A 15584-nucleotide genomic window follows, 5' to 3' on the forward strand; every position below is an offset into this window, starting at 1 on the left:
TTGAGAGTCCTGAAGAGCCGTTAAAGACTATGACGTTGATAGGTTGGGTGTGTAAGTGCTGTGAGGCATTGAGCTAACCAATACTAATGACTCGTGCGGCTTGACCATATAACGCCAAAGCGATTTGCGAATCAGTTGACAGTGGTCAGTAGCCAGTTGTCAGTTGTAGCCATACGCAAGAGTGAACAGCAAGAAAGCTTGAATATTGGATTTCAGGGCACGGACAGCTTAAAGCTTCCGGCTCAAAAGTTTCGCCTGGCGACCATAGAAGGTTAGAACCACCTGATCCCATCCCGAACTCAGCAGTGAAATGACCGATCGCCGATGGTAGTGTGGGGTCTCCCCATGTGAGAGTAGGTCATCGCCAGGCACCATTTTTACCTTGAGTTTGCTCAAGGCCGAAAATCCCGATAAAGCAATTTATCGGGATTTTTTTGTTGGCAAGCATGCAGCCAGGTTGTTGTTTAGTCACGAAGGAGTAGCGCAAGAATTCAGATACTACTGTTCCCATGGGCTTGCAGATCCTCAGGGTCATGAATCAAACCAAAAGACGATGCGCTCTGCTTTACTCTTTTGTAGCTGAGCCAGGTCCTGAAAATAACCTTCACCCAGAGCGTCTCTGACAGTATGATTAACAAACTCTTCGGGAACATGAGCCGCTTCAATGTTTCTGTCTCGCAAAGGCTTGTCATAGTTATAGGAAGTCAGTTCCTCAACGGATAACCAGGAATGACTGTGTCCATCCGGATCCTGATCAGATCTGGCCTTGACGGAAGGACTGACATCGTTTGGCAGGCCCCGGGGTTGGTCAATCGGATACGGGGTCACTCTCCGGCCAGTCCATATGCCCCCATTGCCCCAACTGACGAACTGGCCAACGTAGTCGTTTCTGAAACGAACACCGGCAACAAATGAAAAAACATCATAATCGCGATCGCTTAAAGGCTTATAGTCCGGGATTTCTTCCCATTGCCCAACATTATTTCTGAACTCAGCGTATGCATGTATGTCTGTACCCATAACTATTCAACCTCTGTTGTGATTTACCTCAGTTTTTCATAGTCAGCCGTCGTGTTAAGACGGTTAATACAATGACTTCTCCCCTATCATCTGGCTCATGGACCGTATGTGAATATACAGAATGGCTAGGTGTAAGCTTTTACAGACACACCTGCGCATACTGATAATAATGTTTTCTGATAATTGGCCGTTGGCTGTTTTCCCGTCATTCAGACCTGCTGAACAAAAAAAAGTTTCAGACCACAGGCCTGATGAGCAGATCGGTATTTTTCGAAAACAAAACGCAAAAGCTCTCAAGTTTCTTTAAGACCATGCATTACAAACCTGTACTATACGTCATTGGACTATTATTGATGACGCTTGCGGCACTGATGTGTATCCCGCTGTTTACCAATATTTTTTTTAATACGCCTGCTCACTATCTGGCTTTCACACTGTCGCCACTGCTGACTTTTGTTGTGGGTGGTATCTTATGCCGGTCTTGCAAAACAGAAGTCTTTGGATTCCGGTCCAGGGAGGTTTTCCTGCTGACCAATTCAAGCTGGATATTGGTCTGTGTGTTTGGTGCGTTGCCTTTTATTTTTGAAACAGAAATCAGTTTTACCGATGCATTCTTTGAAACCATGTCAGGCATTACCACCACAGGCTCTACGGTGCTGGTCGGTCTGGATAATATGAATCCGGGTATTTTGATGTGGCGCTCAGTCCTTCAATGGTTGGGGGGGATTGGCTTTATTGTCATGGCGGTTGCGGTTCTGCCTTTTCTTAAGGTGGGTGGTATGCGTCTGTTTCAGAGTGAGTCTTCCGACTGGTCGGAAAAAGTAATGCCCCGATCTGGTGTGATTGCCAAGCGGATCGTTCAGATATACCTGGGGTTGAGCGCATTGTGTGCCATGGCCTATTACATGGGGGGAATGACGGCTTTTGAAGCCATCAACCACGCAATGGCAACGCTCTCAACCGGCGGTTTCTCCACCTCCGATGCATCAATGGCGAATTTTGACAACCCTGCCATACACTGGACTGGCATCATTTTTATGTTGGTGGGCAGTCTTCCCTTTGTTCTGTTGGTAAGATTTCTCTCGGGTAATGCTGAGCCGTTATGGAAAGATTGTCAGGTTCGGGGCTTTCTCAGGCTGATTGGGGTTATCTGGGGCTCTATGACAGCCTGGTTAGTGTTGAATTCTGACTACGGCGTTTTTGCTGCATTGACTCTGGTTGCCTTTAATACGACATCTGTCATAAGTACCACCGGCTTTGCCCTTACCGATTACTCAATGTGGGGTGGCTTTGCCGGAGCTGCATTTTTCTTTCTGAGTTTTATTGGCGGTTGTTCAGGCTCTACCAGTGGTGGTGTAAAGATCTTTCGCTTTCAGCTGGGGTTGCGTTTACTGAATGTGCAGCTGAAGCTTTTGAGCCATCCCCGAGCCTGTTTCAGCATGCAGTACAATGGTCAGGCACTTAACTCTGATATTATTCGCTCATTTGTCGCGTTTACTTTCTTCTTTCTGATGCTGACAGGCATCATGACACTTCTGCTCAGTTTGATGGGATTGGACTTTATTACCAGCCTGACAGGAGCGGTCACGGCCATTGCCAACGTTGGGCCGGGGCTGGGAGACATTATTGGTCCTGCAGGTAACTTTGCACCACTGCCTGATATGGCCAAGTGGGTACTGGCAGCGGGCATGCTGATGGGACGATTGGAGGTCATTACCGTTCTGGTGATGTTTACGTCGGCTTATTGGCGACGATGAGACGCTATCTTTTCGCAAGGGTGAGAAAAAGTTTTTATAGCAGTCCCTTGAAAAAAATAATACGACCTTTATATTACATGTAATATTTGTTACATGTAATAGATTGAACGATCACTTAACAGGTCGGGCATACCACTGATACAGAGAGTTCATTCATGGCCTTGCGGAAAAACGCTGCACATTATCAGCGACAGTTTCGCTCCAGGATGAGAGAGCAGGGGCTGGTAAAAAAAGAAATCTGGATTGTCCCAGAAAATGCCAGCCTGCTGCGGGACATTGAGCAGCAACTACGACAAATCGATTCCTATCAACCACCAGGACATACCATCATGACCCAGTCATCAAGTGTTTGGACGATTCAAAGCTTATACGAGGCGTTGGCTAATGACCCACTGAGTACCAGTGGTAATGCGTTGTTGAACCTGGTGGATGGGACTGAGCCCTGTCTGGAAATCAGTATGGTTGAGTTTGGTGATCTGCCTATCTACCTGACGGTTTGTGGGGAGCAGATTATTGCCGATGCGGTGCTCTGGCCTCTTTCACTGGTCAAGGACCCGGTTGCGTTAAATGATGAGGTTTTGCGTACTCACAAATTATTTCCGCTGTCGACGATCAGTCTTGATCGCTTTCCGGATGGCAATGAGTACTACACCATTTTTGGTGCACTGAGTTCATCGTCTTCACTCCAGAATATCGTGCAGGAAATAGAAACGCTGGCAGCCAATGCCATCAAGGCCACAGAAGCCTATGGGAATCACCTGACTTCTGAGTCAGTGGCTTAATACCATCAAGCATTTAAAACAGGTAAATACCATGAGCATTTGGAGTAAAGTGATGACGGCCCTGAAAGGGGCGACCAACGAAGTCGGTGAAGCGATTGCAGACAGCAATGCTTTGCGTATTCTGGATCAGGAAATTCGTGAGGCGAGTGATCAGCTGCAGCAGTCCAAGACTCAGTTGGCTGGCATCATGGCCAAACAAAAACTCTCCTCACAAAAGTGTGCCGAGTTGAAGGAAAAAGTAGCTGAGTATGAAGGCTACGCCATAAAAGCCCTGGATCAGGGCGATGAATCGCTGGCTACAGAAGTTGCCAGCAAGATTGCAGAATATGAGGCGCAGCTTAATTCAGAACTGGAAATGGAAAAGAGCTTTGCGGGCAGCATCGTCAGCCTGAAAAAGGCCATTACGGATGCAGAAGCGAACCTTCGTCGTCTCAAGCAGCAGGTTGATACGGTTAAAGCGACGGAGTCCGTACAAAAAGCACAGGCAGCCTGTGCCGCCAAACACAGCGGTGTTAACTCAAAAATGGCGACGGCAACGGATTCCCTGGAAAGGATCAAACAACGGCAGGCAGAGAGGGCTGCCCAGATGGAAGCGGCCAGTGAACTTTCCGGTGATACTGCTGAGAATGATTTGCAGGCCAAACTCAAAGCGGCTGGTATCACCAGGGGTGATGCTGATGCCTCCAGCGTATTGGAACGTCTGAAGGCTCGTCAGGGTTAATCGGTCATGATGGGGGCGAGGTAAATGCTGTCCCGATGCCGAGAAGAATGAACGCTGAGCCTGTCATCCATTTGCCCCACTGTATGCGTTGCTTGCAGTGGAGTATTTGTTTGCCAACACTGCCAGCAAACAGCCCAACAGCCGCATCAATCGGAAAGGCTACCAGCACAAACGTCAGGCCAAGCATTAAGATATCAATGTGAGCCGAGGGACTCGACGGATCAATAAATTGTGGAAAAAAAGCCAGAAAAAAAAGAATGACTTTCGGATTCAGCACATCTGTAATCACACCCTGATAAAAAATCTTTTTCAGGGCTGCATTGGAAATACACTGTTCATTGCTATTCTCACCTTTCGAAAAAAAGAGCGTTCGGATTCCCAGATAACAGAGATAAGCTGCTCCGGCATATTTAATCAATGAAAAGCCCATGGTGGATGAGGCTATCAGGGCAGACAGCCCGAGAGATGCAATGATAGTATGGATAAGTACACCGGTATGAACACCCAGGGCAGAAATGAATCCGGCCATGGCTCCCTGGGAAAGCCCGCGGGCGGTGATATACAGTAAATCCGGCCCCGGAGCCAGGGCAAGGATCAGGGTCGCTATCAGAAATAGCGCCAGTGATGACTCAGACATAACGCGTTCTCTTTCTATTCGTAGCCATCTGTCAGGGGTTTAAGAGTATAGTCCCGATTTCTCTATCAAGCGTTTCAAAGGGTGGTTTGTTTTTATGATCTTTGATTGGTTTAAACGTAGGAAAGAAGACGAAAGCAAGAGCGTTTCTTTACCATCGCCGCTTAATTTGCGGTTGGGAAGTGCGGTTGAATTGGATTTGTTACCTTTCCAGATGATCCGTGAGCAGCTGAGATTCACCTTACCAGAAGGGATTCAGACGATTGAGGCAGCAGGTATCATTGATTTAGGGGCCGGTGCTTCGCTGTGCCGCTTTTATACGTCGGATGATGGCTTTATTCAGATATCAACAAGTGGCGGTTATGAAACGCAGAACATTGATGACATAAAATTCTTTGTCTTTGCACAAACCCATAATATTGCCAGTGAGAGCGGTGCGAGCCTTTGGGTCAGTGACTCCGGTTTGATTGGTGATAAGCGCTTTGAGCTGAATGAAACAGATTATCGCCGGGTCTGGGATGAGGTGGTTCCAGGACGGATTGAACCGGTCAATTTCACGGAAACGGTTCACAGCCGTGATGAGTCGGTAACGGCTTATGATGTAGACCATCTGGCCATGCTCTATCAGCGACAAATCAGTGGCAGTGAGCGTTATGAATATCTCCTGGCGTCCCTTGAGTTCAGCGGTGAGGATGAAGCTACAGCTGTCGTAAGTTTAGGGTTTGATCTTGATATTTCAGCCATGACGATCACTTGACCAATACGGCATGAATGAATTTCCGGTCTGGCAAGGGTATCCTTGTCAGTCAGTTCCAATAATGTTCAGGATGTAACAATATGATAGCCATTACCGACTATTTAGCCGGAGTTCCTCTTTTTCTTGCCTATTTTGCCGTTGCGCTGGTGTTAACGGGGATTTATGTCCTGGTTTACACTTGGTGTACTCCCCATGAAGAGATGAAATTGATCAGGGCGGATGTGTCGGCTGCTGCCATTGCTTTTGCTGGCAGTTTAATCGGCTTTGTTCTGCCCCTGGCCAGTGTTATTGAAAACTCGATTAACCTGGTGGATATGGCGCTCTGGGGCGGTGTTGCCCTGATTGTTCAGTTGGCTACATTTTTTGGACTAAGACTGTTTATTCCGCAAATCTCAGAGCATATTGCAGACAATAAGCTGGCTTCTGGTATCTGGCTTGGGGGAGTATCAATCGCAGCCGGTTTATTGAACGCTGCCTGTTTGACCTATTAGTACCGGAGTTAAGGGAATAATGAAGCGTTCAAAGAAGTTGCAGCTTGCCATTATGGGAACCGCTCCGTTTGTGCTTAGTGGCTGCACAGACTCCGCCAGAGAAGCGCTGGTTTATAAAGACGTAGCCAGTTGCATCAGTGATGGCGTGATATCCGATTCGGTTTGCCGGTATGAATACAACAAGGCCTGGCAGAACCATTTAATGATGGCACCCAAATATAATGCCGCCTCAGACTGCCAGCAGGACTTCGGCACGACATGTCAGCAACTGGCTTCCGGAGAGTATATTCCAACCATGGAAGGCTTTATGCTTGCCGCAGAGCCTGGCTCGAGCAGAAGCTCTTTTACGGTTATTCCTCTCTATCTTGGTAGTGGCGGTTTTTTCCGGACGGGTAACTACGATAGGGTTGGCAGCAGTTATCAGCAGGGAAAGGTCATCGTCGATAAAAAAGCAACGGCCAAGCCTTCTTTGACCAAGCCTTCAATAAAAAGTACTACTATGAAACGTGGTGGTTTTGGCAGCCGTTCTGCCGCAAGAGGAAGCTGGGGGGGATAATGCTGCGTATTACCTCTGCGCCAAGAAAAGATTGGACCAGACTGGCGGAGTCCCTTGGGTTTAAATTCCACACCATTGGTGGGGAAGCCTATTGGGATGAGACTGCTTATTATCAGTTCACCATGAAGCAGGTCGAGCAGGATATAGAAGATCCTACCGCAGAGATTCACCAGATGTGTCTGCATCTGGTGGATAAAGCTGTGAATTCAGAACAACTGATGGAGCGTCTGCGAATTCCCCGATTTTTCTGGGACTATGTGCGTGATTCCTGGTTGAGAAGGGATTCCCATCTGTATGGACGAATGGATTTCTCATACGATGGTCAGTCACCTGCCAAGTTCTATGAATATAATGCAGACACGCCCACATCATTATATGAATCCGCTTTTTTTCAGTGGCTCTGGCTGGAGCAGATGGTGGAAGAGCAGAAGCTTCCGCCAGAGATCGATCAGTTCAATATCATTCAGGAAATGTTGATTGAAGCTTTGGTACTATTGAAAAAGCAGAAAATGGCCGGTGAGCTACTTTACTTCTCTTGCAGCCAAGATTCCGAAGAAGACTATGGAACGGTTGAATACTTCCGTGACTGTGCTGTTCAGGCAGGGCTTGGTACACAGTTTATTTACACTGAGGACATTGGTATCAGTCCGGAGGGCCAGTTTACCGACCTGGAAGATAGAACCATTCCCGGAATGTTTAAACTCTACCCTTGGGAGTTTATGTTTGAAGAAGCGTTCGGGAGCTACCTTCCGGGCAGCGATACATTATTTTTTGAACCTCCGTGGAAGGCCATTCTGTCAAATAAGGCCATCCTTCCCATTCTGTGGCAGGAATTTAAAGGACACCCAAATCTTTTACCCTGTTATTTCGAGGATGAAAAACCGGGGGATGATCTGGGAAGTCATTACGTTAAGAAACCGGTTTTTTCCAGAGAAGGTGCAAACATCGCAGTGATGAACAATGGTAAGACGACAGTGAACGTTGATGGACCCTATGTCGATAGTGGTTATGTTCTACAGAAATATCAGCCTCTGCCGGTATTTGCCGGAAACCACACGCTGATCGGCAGCTGGGTTATTGCTGATCGTCCGGCAGGTATCGGTATAAGGGAAGATAACTCGGTGATAACCAGGGACAGCTCAAGGTTTGTGCCACATGTGATCAGGGAGTAGTTAAAAAAGACCCTGACTTGATAACGGAGCAGGGCCTTTGGTGAGTGTCACTTAAAAGTGGATGGATGCGGCAACGTATGCTTGGCAAGAGTCGTTTACTTTCAGTTTGATATCATCAGGCCCCTGGAATTGGTGAGAAGTGCCGTTAGTCAGATATTTCACGCCAGCTTCCAGATCGATATTATCAATCTGATAAATAACGCCTGCCTGGGCTCCGTAGGCAAAGCCCCATTTCTTTTTAAAACTGTCTTGCTTGTCGGCTGCAATAAAAGAGCCATTGGCTTTTGTTTCTGTGGCACCGATGGTTAAACCAATAAACGGTTGAACATCCCATTCAGGCATAAACAGATAGTCGGCAGAAACCAGAAGGTTAAGTTGCTTAATGTCGTGAACTTTAAAATCGACACCGTCAGAGCCCCATTGAGCATCTTTCGGCTTGAGATAACCAGCAGTGAAATAGACTCTGGCCTCGTCATCCATAAAGCCACCAAGACGAAGCCCGAAAAAGCCAGTATTGTCACTGTCATCAACCGATGCGCCGGAACCGTCAAGCTTTACTTTGGTCTTGGCATAACCTCCTTCAAGGCCAACAAAAATATCATTCTCCGACCAGCCATCATCCCACCCGGTGGCCAGGGCAAATGAAGAAACAGCAGAAAACGCAAGAGCGGATAAAAGTGAGGTTATCTTTTTCATGGGGGTTCCCAAAATATTCCATATTGAATGTGTGTACAAGAGATAACGCGCTTAATCTATATGCAATAGATATAGATCAGGCTCGGAATAAGGAATCGTTGCTAATATAGTTTTATTTCTGAGCAAGCAAGAAGACAGACCTTAAAGGAAGTCTGCACTCAGAGTAACTATTAAAAACAGCGTTTCATTATTAATCATTGAATCTATATAGAACACAAATTTGGGTTCTGCCATTTTCATTTAGTGTACTAAGGTGCAATTTCATTATGAAAGGTTGATTTCAAAGCGTAAATACGGTGGGTATAAGTTAAGAAGCAGGTAAAAAAACTGTTTAATTTGATTGCCTGGATAGATGTTTTGAGCATCTTTTAAATAATAGGAATATCACTAATGTATTTGTGCAATTCTAGTGTTGTTTTAATGTGGAATTTAATATTTGTTTTTAATGTTTTTACAAAATTACCAGATTAGCATTCATTGTGGTTGTTCTTATTTGAGGTCTTATGCTTATTTTTAGGCTTTTTTGTTGTGATGATAATGAAAAAGCCACTTAAAAGCGGCTGATATTCATAACTTCGCCTGGATACCAATTGAGCATTATTTGATATGCTTATCAGCTTCTTTAAAGAAGAGTGCCATGTCATTCCAAGGCGTTGTTTTTCTGAGAATACGTTTGCAAGTTACGATCGTTTCAAAATATGGGGTCTGTTTTTTCAGCTCAACCCAGCCGCTGATACCACTGTTCTTCATGATACAACTCGACTAAATTCGGTGATGGGATAATCATGCTTTCAGTATATGACGGTAAAATTTTTATAAAAATCAATAATACTTTGTGAGCCTATCAAGTATTCTTATGCCTTGATTCTTTTGATGGAACAGGCTGTACATTAAATGCATATTACGCTTCGTCAGCTGGAAATATTTCGGGCGGTGGCTCAGTACGGAAGGGTGACTGGTGCTGCTGAGAGTTTGCATATTTCCCAGCCGGCGGCCAGCATGGCTTTATCGGAACTGGAAAAGCACCTGGGACCACTGTTTGACCGTAACCAGGGTGCAGGTCTGAAGATGAATGACTCCGGCCGTGCCCTGTTGCCAAAGGCATCCGAATTGATTGATCGCGCAAAGGAGCTGGAAAACCAGTTTGCCGGGGATGGATCCTATGAGTCGGGTTCTCTGGTTTTGAATGCCAGTTCAACCATAGGCAATAGCCTGTTGCCCAAAATGCTTGCCCGGTTCCGGGAAAGTCATCCCGGTATCAGAATTGATCTGGAAATTGATAATACCCGTGTCATTGAGCAGCGGCTGCTGGACTTCAAGACAGATCTTGCGGTCGTCGAGGGTGTCTGCCTGCATCCGGATATCGAGGTAACCACATGGCTGGAAGATGGGCTGGTGGTTATTTGCAGTCCGGATCATCCATTGGCTAATAAGGGCAATATGCCACTCTCTTCTCTGGCCAATGAGTTGTGGGTGTTAAGAGAGCCGGGCTCGGGTACGCGGGAACTGTTCGATGAGATGATTGCTACTCAGCTGCCGTCGCCTAAGGTTGCCATGGTGCTGAACCGTTCAGAAGCGGTGAAACAGGCGGTCAGTGATGGTGTTGGTATCGCCTGTATTTCAAGTCTGGCGGCAAAGTCCACTCTGGATACCGGGCATATGGCAACGATTGGGGTGACAGGGTTGAACCTGAAGCGTCATTTTTATCTATTGACCCACAAGAGAAAGTACAAAAGTACAGTTTTTACTCAGCTGTGCCAATTCATCCTTGCAAGCAAGCCCTTTGAAAACGTTTGATTTTTATACACAGGGTATTTGATTTCTCAGACGCTGCTTTTCCGGCTAAATGCCAGGGCATATTCCCCTTCCCCTTATACGGCGCGTGCTGACCGGCTGTTCTACCAAATTCTATGTTTTATGACTTTGTGAAATATTAATTGGTAAGTATGGTTTCGGTTGAATATAGGTACTATTACCCATATACTGCGGCCGCTGGGATGTCAGAAATCATCAATCAAATAACAGGTACTGACATAATCCAACAAAATATTACGCGGTGTGCATGCAATAATCTTTTGCTCCCCCTTTTCCTGATGAAAGTGGGGAAAGATAACTGAGCAGTAGTTAACGGAAGTATGTCAGAAGCAAAAGCCTGGAAGCAGCAGATAGCAATGGGTCGTGATGACTGGTCTGGATTTGCCAGCCGCAAGTCCGGTCGTGCTGATCATCGTCAATACATGTGGCTCCAACAGCCACCAGTGCATCGTGTTATTGTCGCCCAGTTGGTGGTAACTGCGGTGCTGGCCCTGGCACTGCTTCCTCTGGGAATCACTTTTACATTGTCTTCGTTTCTGGGAGGACTCTGTTGCTCACTGCCCAATGCGTATTTTGTATGGCGAGCGTTCCGCTATCGTGGCGCACGCTCGGCAAAACTGATTGTCAGCTCATTTTACCGTGGAGAAGCTGGCAAACTGGTACTGACCACAGCGGGTTTTATCCTGGTGTTTACCCTGGTTAAACCGCTGGAACCCCTGGCACTGTTTGGAACGTTTATCGTGGTTCAGGCAGTCAGCTGGTTTGCACCATTGCTGGTGGTTCGTCGGCAGAAACCAGTAAAGTAATGGTTGGTAGACAACGCCCCGCCCATGGCGGTTGATTGCTGAAAAGTGTTTAAGTGGAAAAGCTGTTTACGGCTTTGTCTGATTTCAGATCAGATGTTGAGGGCCGGACAGCTTTGATATTGACAATGTAATGGATGATTAACAGGATTAGCCATGGCAAATACTGCTACTGAATACATACAGCACCACTTGCAGAATTTGACGTATGGTCAGCTGCCTGCTGGTTATCAGCGAGTTGACGCTTATGGTCAGCCTCAGGGTGTTCTCACCGAGCCAACCTGGACGTTTGCCCTGACCCCCGCTGAAGCCAAAGAGATGGGGTTCTGGGCCATTCATGTAGACAGCATGCTCTGGTCGGTATTCCTCGGCTTTGTGTTTGTTCTCCTGTTCCGCTTTGTTGCCAAAAATGCCACAGCTGGCGTTCCTGGTAAGTTACAAAATGCCATTGAGTCCATTGTCGAATTTGTGGACACCAGCGTTCGCGAATCCTTCCATGGCAAAAACCCACTGATTGCTCCCCTGGCCCTGACCATTTTTGTCTGGATCTTCTTCATGAACCTGATGGACTTGATTCCTGTGGACTGGATTCCCGGTCTGGCAACACTGGCAGGCATTCCCTACATGAAGATCGTGCCATCGACAGACCCGAACATCACCATGTCCATGTCGATCAGCGTCTTCTTCCTGATGCTCTTCTTCTGGATCAAGGTGAAAGGTGTGTCTGGCCTGTTCTCTGATCTGGCGCTGCATCCATTCTCCAGTAAAAATCCGGTTGCGAAAGTTATTCTGATTCCTGTCAACCTGCTGCTGGAAACGGTGTCCCTGTTAGCCAAACCCGTTTCCCTCGGGCTGCGACTGTTCGGCAATATGTATGCCGGTGAACTGATATTTATCCTGATAGCCATGATTGGCTGGGCGCAGCTGCCACTGCATTTTGGCTGGGCTGTCCTCCATATTCTGGTTATTACCCTTCAGGCTTACATCTTCATGACTCTGACCATTGTTTATCTGAGCAGCGTTCATGAAGAACACTGAGTGAAAGGTAACCGGGCAGCGTATCCTTCAGGAGAGCTGCCCACTGGATAAATTTACTTTAACTAACCACTGAATCTCACAACACACGACCTGAAAAGTCGGGAGGAAATATGGAACTGGTAGTTGGTCTGACAGTAATCAGTGTTGCCATCATGCTGGGTGTAGCGGCACTGGCAACGGGTATTGGCTTTGCCCTGCTGGGTGGCAAATTCCTGGAAGGGGTTGCCCGTCAGCCGGAAACTGCACCTATGCTGCAAACCAAAATGTTCATCGTTGCGGGTCTGCTGGATGCGATCCCAATGATTGCCGTTGGTATTGCCCTGTTCTTCACCTTTGCTAACCCGTTCGTTGGTCTGCTCTAAGCAAAGACGTTAATGCCCGACCAGGTGCCAAGCCACGCAGGTCGGTTCCCCCGGGAGCCGACCTGCGTTGAGAAAAGGCCAGGCTCTGAAAGGAGCCAACGACATTAACTAAAAGAGGTGTTGGCGTGAATTTAAATGCAACTCTGATCGGCCAATCCATCGCTTTTATGTTCTTTGTGTGGTTCTGCATGAAATATGTGTGGCCACCTCTGACCAAAGCGCTGAGTGACCGACAGCAAAAAATAGCCGATGGTCTGGCTGCTGCTGATAAAGCAGAAAAAGACCTGGCTCAGGCCAATGACAAGGTTGCTGAACTGCTGAAAGAAGCAAGAGCTGAAGCCCAGGGCATCATTGAGTCAGCCAACAAGCGCGCAAACCAGATTGTCGATGAAGCCAAAGAACAGGCCCGTGCTGAAGGTGACCGCCTGAAGGCCGCTGCTGCTGCTGAAATTGAGCAGGACGCTAACCGGGCTCGTGAAGCATTGCGTACGCAGGTGGCAAGCCTCGCTATTGCCGGTGCTGAACGAATTCTGGGTGAACGTCTGGACGAGGCAGCGAACAGCAAGCTGGTTGATGATCTGGCGGCTGAACTTTAAGGGGGCTGGAGATCATGGAATTAACAACCTGTGCCCGTCCCTACGCCAAAGCGGCATTTGAATATGCCCGTGATGCCTCACGTTTGAGCGAATGGTCTGACATGCTGTCGCTCTGTGCCAGTGTGAGCGCATACCAGAAAGTGGTTGAGCTGCTGGGTAATCCGCAATTGAGTGGTGCGCAACAGGCAGAAACCATTATCGGACTGTGTCAGGGCGACGGTTCACTGGATCAGCCGTTTGAGAATTACCTTCGGGTATTGTCAGAACATCGTCGTCTGCAACTGCTGCCTGAAATCGCTGTCCTGTATGCCCGGTTGAGAGCGGAAGAAGAACGTTCCCAGCAGGTGCAGGTGACTTCAGCGTATCCCCTGAGTCAGGAGCAGCAAGATAAACTGGCAGAAAAAATGGCGGCCAGACTTGGACGTTCTGTTCAACTGGTGACAGAGATCGACAGTAGCATTTTAGGTGGCGTTATCGTCAAAGCGGGTGACCTGGTCATTGATGGCAGTCTCCGTGCCCGGCTGGGCAAGCTGGCCGATGCGATGATTTCCTGAGTAATCAATTCAGCCTTGAGCTCAATAAAAGCCTTGAGCTCAACAATAGAGAGTAGGAGGCCGCGGCGCTCATGAGCCCAAAGGTGCAGTTTTTCACTCAGGCTTAAGTCAGGTGCCAACAGCAATAGTGCCCAGGGCGGAATAAGCCATCGGGTTGAGAATCAATAAAACTGTACATTTGTGGTTAAGTGGGGCAGGTAAGCTATGCAGCAACTGAATCCTTCCGAGATCAGTGACATCATCAAGAGCAGAATCGAGCAGCTTGATGTGTCCAGTGAAGCCCAGAATGAGGGCACGATTGTCAGCGTAACTGACGGTATTGTACGTATTCATGGTCTGGCGGATGCCATGTACGGGGAGATGATCAAGTTCCCGGGCAATGTCTACGGTATGGCACTGAACCTTGAGCGAGACTCTGTCGGTGCCGTAGTCCTGGGTGACTATGGCGATCTGGCTGAAGGTCAGACCGTTCAGTGCACCGGTCGAATTCTTGAAGTACCCGTGGGCAATGAACTGCTCGGGCGTGTGGTCGATGCCCTGGGCAACCCCATTGATGGTAAAGGTGCCCTGCAAACCGGGCAGACCTCTCCCCTGGAAAAAGTAGCACCCGGCGTTATTGCCCGTCAGTCAGTGGATGAGCCGGTGCAGACCGGCTACAAGGCCGTTGACTCCATGGTGCCCATCGGCCGTGGCCAGCGTGAGCTGATCATCGGCGACCGTCAGACCGGTAAAACCGCCCTGGCGATCGATGCCATCATTAACCAGAAAGGCACTGGCGTTAAGTGTGTCTATGTTGCTGTGGGTCAGAAGCAGTCCACCATTGCCAACGTGGTTCGCAAGCTGGAAGAACATGGTGCCATGGACCACACCATTGTGGTGGCAGCCGGTGCGGCTGATCCGGCGGCCATGCAGTTCCTGGCACCGTTTGCCGGCTGCTCCATGGGGGAATACTTCCGCGACCGTGGTGAAGATGCCCTGATCGTCTACGATGACCTGACCAAGCAGGCCTGGGCTTATCGTCAGATCTCCCTGCTGCTCCGTCGTCCGCCGGGCCGTGAAGCTTATCCGGGTGACGTCTTCTACCTCCACTCCCGTCTGCTGGAGCGTGCGGCACGGGTGAACGCGGATTACGTTGAAAAGTTCACCAACGGTGAAGTGAAAGGCAAGACCGGTTCCCTGACCGCGCTGCCCATCATCGAAACCCAGGCGGGTGACGTATCGGCCTTCGTACCCACCAACGTTATCTCCATCACCGATGGTCAGATCTTCCTGGAAACCGACCTGTTCAACGCCGGTATCCGTCCTGCGATGAACGCCGGTGTCTCGGTATCGCGGGTAGGTGGTGCTGCCCAGACCAAGATCATCAAGAAGCTCGGCGGTGGTATCCGTCTGGCACTGGCCCAGTACCGTGAACTGCAGGCATTTGCCCAGTTTGCTTCTGACCTGGATGAAGCCACCCGTAAGCAGCTGGAGCATGGTCAGCGGGTTACTGAGCTGATGAAGCAGACCCAGTACGCCCCCATGTCGGTAGCGGAAATGGGACTGGTCATCTTTGCCGCTGAGAAAGGGTTCCTGGCGGATGTAGCCCTGAACAAGATTGGTGACTTTGAAGCCGCCCTGATCAGCTATGCCAATGCTGAGCACAGTGCGCTGATGGCGACCATCAATGAGTCCGGGGACTACAACGGCGAGATTGAAGCAGGCCTTAAAGAAGTCATTGAGAAGTTCAAGGCCACCCAGACATGGTGATCAGTTGTCAGTGGGCAGTTGTCAGTGGGCAGTGAACAGCCTGACTGGCAACTGGCCACCCATAACTGACCACTGATCACT

At 48.5% G+C, this 15584-nt stretch carries 18 protein-coding genes and 2 rRNA genes; 16 read left to right on the plus strand and 4 right to left on the minus strand.

The genetic code is table 11. The features are described 5' to 3' along the window. Together J7438_RS11960 and rrf are read left to right on the plus strand one after the other, a co-directional pair. A 23S ribosomal RNA gene (locus J7438_RS11960) occupies positions 1–108 on the plus strand; the annotation flags it as partial. A 146-nt stretch (positions 109–254) separates the two neighbouring features. Then, positions 255–370 (plus strand): 5S ribosomal RNA (gene rrf / locus J7438_RS11965). Here the strand turns inward: rrf and J7438_RS11970 are convergent. Next, positions 359–511 carry a hypothetical protein gene (locus tag J7438_RS11970; RefSeq protein WP_209276713.1) on the minus strand — a complete coding sequence of 51 codons (153 nt, stop codon included), beginning with the start codon at positions 509–511 and terminating at the stop codon, positions 359–361. The two genes, rrf and J7438_RS11970, sit on opposite strands and share 12 nt — an antisense overlap. Positions 512–531: 20 nt before the next feature. Further along, the gene (locus tag J7438_RS11975; RefSeq protein ID WP_209276714.1) at positions 532–1020 is read right to left on the minus strand and encodes a hypothetical protein; all 489 of its coding nucleotides are present in this window, start codon (positions 1018–1020) and stop codon (positions 532–534) included. A gap of 353 nt (positions 1021–1373) precedes the next feature. On the opposite strand from J7438_RS11975, the gene J7438_RS11980 reads away from it, so the two are divergent. The 3 genes from J7438_RS11980 (at position 1374) to J7438_RS11990 (ending at position 4280) form a co-directional block, all read left to right on the plus strand. Beyond that, on the plus strand, positions 1374–2777 hold the full coding sequence (locus J7438_RS11980; RefSeq protein ID WP_286196551.1) for a TrkH family potassium uptake protein: 1404 nt from the start codon (positions 1374–1376) through the stop codon (positions 2775–2777). Between the two features lie 155 nt (positions 2778–2932). Then, a complete protein-coding gene (locus J7438_RS11985) occupies positions 2933–3559 on the plus strand; it encodes a YjfI family protein (RefSeq protein WP_209276715.1) in 627 nt (208 codons plus the stop codon). A gap of 31 nt (positions 3560–3590) precedes the next feature. Next, positions 3591–4280 (plus strand): PspA/IM30 family protein, encoded by a 690-nt coding sequence (locus tag J7438_RS11990; RefSeq protein ID WP_209203515.1) that lies wholly within the window; start codon positions 3591–3593, stop codon positions 4278–4280. Between the two features lie 4 nt (positions 4281–4284). Here the strand turns inward: J7438_RS11990 and J7438_RS11995 are convergent, their stop codons facing one another. Then, positions 4285–4917 (minus strand): LysE family translocator, encoded by a 633-nt coding sequence (locus J7438_RS11995; RefSeq protein WP_209276716.1) that lies wholly within the window; start codon positions 4915–4917, stop codon positions 4285–4287. Between the two features lie 94 nt (positions 4918–5011). Here J7438_RS11995 and J7438_RS12000 point away from each other — a divergent pair, with 94 nt between their 5' ends. From J7438_RS12000 to J7438_RS12015, 4 genes are all read left to right on the plus strand, one after another. Next, positions 5012–5671, plus strand: coding sequence for a DUF2491 family protein (locus tag J7438_RS12000; protein ID WP_209276717.1), 660 nt, complete (start codon positions 5012–5014; stop codon positions 5669–5671). 80 nt (positions 5672–5751) lie between these two features. Continuing rightward, the gene (locus tag J7438_RS12005; protein ID WP_209203518.1) at positions 5752–6162 is read left to right on the plus strand and encodes a DUF350 domain-containing protein; all 411 of its coding nucleotides are present in this window, start codon (positions 5752–5754) and stop codon (positions 6160–6162) included. Between the two features lie 19 nt (positions 6163–6181). Further along, positions 6182–6718 carry a DUF1190 domain-containing protein gene (locus J7438_RS12010; RefSeq protein ID WP_101747450.1) on the plus strand — a complete coding sequence of 179 codons (537 nt, stop codon included), beginning with the start codon at positions 6182–6184 and terminating at the stop codon, positions 6716–6718. Next, positions 6718–7890 carry a glutathionylspermidine synthase family protein gene (locus J7438_RS12015; RefSeq protein WP_209276718.1) on the plus strand — a complete coding sequence of 391 codons (1173 nt, stop codon included), beginning with the start codon at positions 6718–6720 and terminating at the stop codon, positions 7888–7890. Before J7438_RS12010 ends, J7438_RS12015 begins: the two co-directional genes overlap by 1 nt. 51 nt (positions 7891–7941) lie before the next feature. Here the strand turns inward: J7438_RS12015 and J7438_RS12020 are convergent, their stop codons facing one another. Continuing rightward, a complete protein-coding gene (locus tag J7438_RS12020) occupies positions 7942–8586 on the minus strand; it encodes an outer membrane beta-barrel protein (RefSeq protein ID WP_209276719.1) in 645 nt (214 codons plus the stop codon). Positions 8587–9480: 894 nt separating this feature from the next. Between J7438_RS12020 and J7438_RS12025 the strand changes: the two genes are divergently transcribed. From J7438_RS12025 to atpA, 7 genes are all read left to right on the plus strand, one after another. Continuing rightward, positions 9481–10383: a LysR substrate-binding domain-containing protein gene (locus J7438_RS12025; RefSeq protein ID WP_209276720.1), complete on the plus strand. Its 903-nt coding sequence runs from the start codon at positions 9481–9483 to the stop codon at positions 10381–10383. Between the two features lie 338 nt (positions 10384–10721). Beyond that, the gene (locus J7438_RS12030; RefSeq protein ID WP_286196552.1) at positions 10722–11207 is read left to right on the plus strand and encodes a F0F1 ATP synthase subunit I; all 486 of its coding nucleotides are present in this window, start codon (positions 10722–10724) and stop codon (positions 11205–11207) included. Between the two features lie 153 nt (positions 11208–11360). Further along, positions 11361–12242, plus strand: a complete 882-nt coding sequence (gene atpB, locus J7438_RS12035) for a F0F1 ATP synthase subunit A (protein ID WP_209276721.1) — start codon at positions 11361–11363, stop codon at positions 12240–12242. A 110-nt stretch (positions 12243–12352) separates the two neighbouring features. Next, positions 12353–12604 (plus strand): F0F1 ATP synthase subunit C, encoded by a 252-nt coding sequence (gene atpE, locus J7438_RS12040; protein WP_020581950.1) that lies wholly within the window; start codon positions 12353–12355, stop codon positions 12602–12604. A 125-nt stretch (positions 12605–12729) separates the two neighbouring features. Beyond that, on the plus strand, positions 12730–13200 hold the full coding sequence (locus J7438_RS12045; protein ID WP_209203523.1) for a F0F1 ATP synthase subunit B: 471 nt from the start codon (positions 12730–12732) through the stop codon (positions 13198–13200). A gap of 14 nt (positions 13201–13214) precedes the next feature. Then, positions 13215–13754, plus strand: a complete 540-nt coding sequence (locus tag J7438_RS12050) for a F0F1 ATP synthase subunit delta (protein ID WP_286196553.1) — start codon at positions 13215–13217, stop codon at positions 13752–13754. 204 nt (positions 13755–13958) lie between these two features. Continuing rightward, on the plus strand, positions 13959–15503 hold the full coding sequence (atpA, locus tag J7438_RS12055) for a F0F1 ATP synthase subunit alpha (protein WP_209276722.1): 1545 nt from the start codon (positions 13959–13961) through the stop codon (positions 15501–15503). The last annotated feature ends 81 nt before the right edge of the window (positions 15504–15584 follow it).

The organism is Thalassotalea sp. G20_0, from assembly GCF_017744175.1.
Classification (GTDB): Bacteria; Pseudomonadota; Gammaproteobacteria; order Pseudomonadales; family Endozoicomonadaceae; genus Endozoicomonas.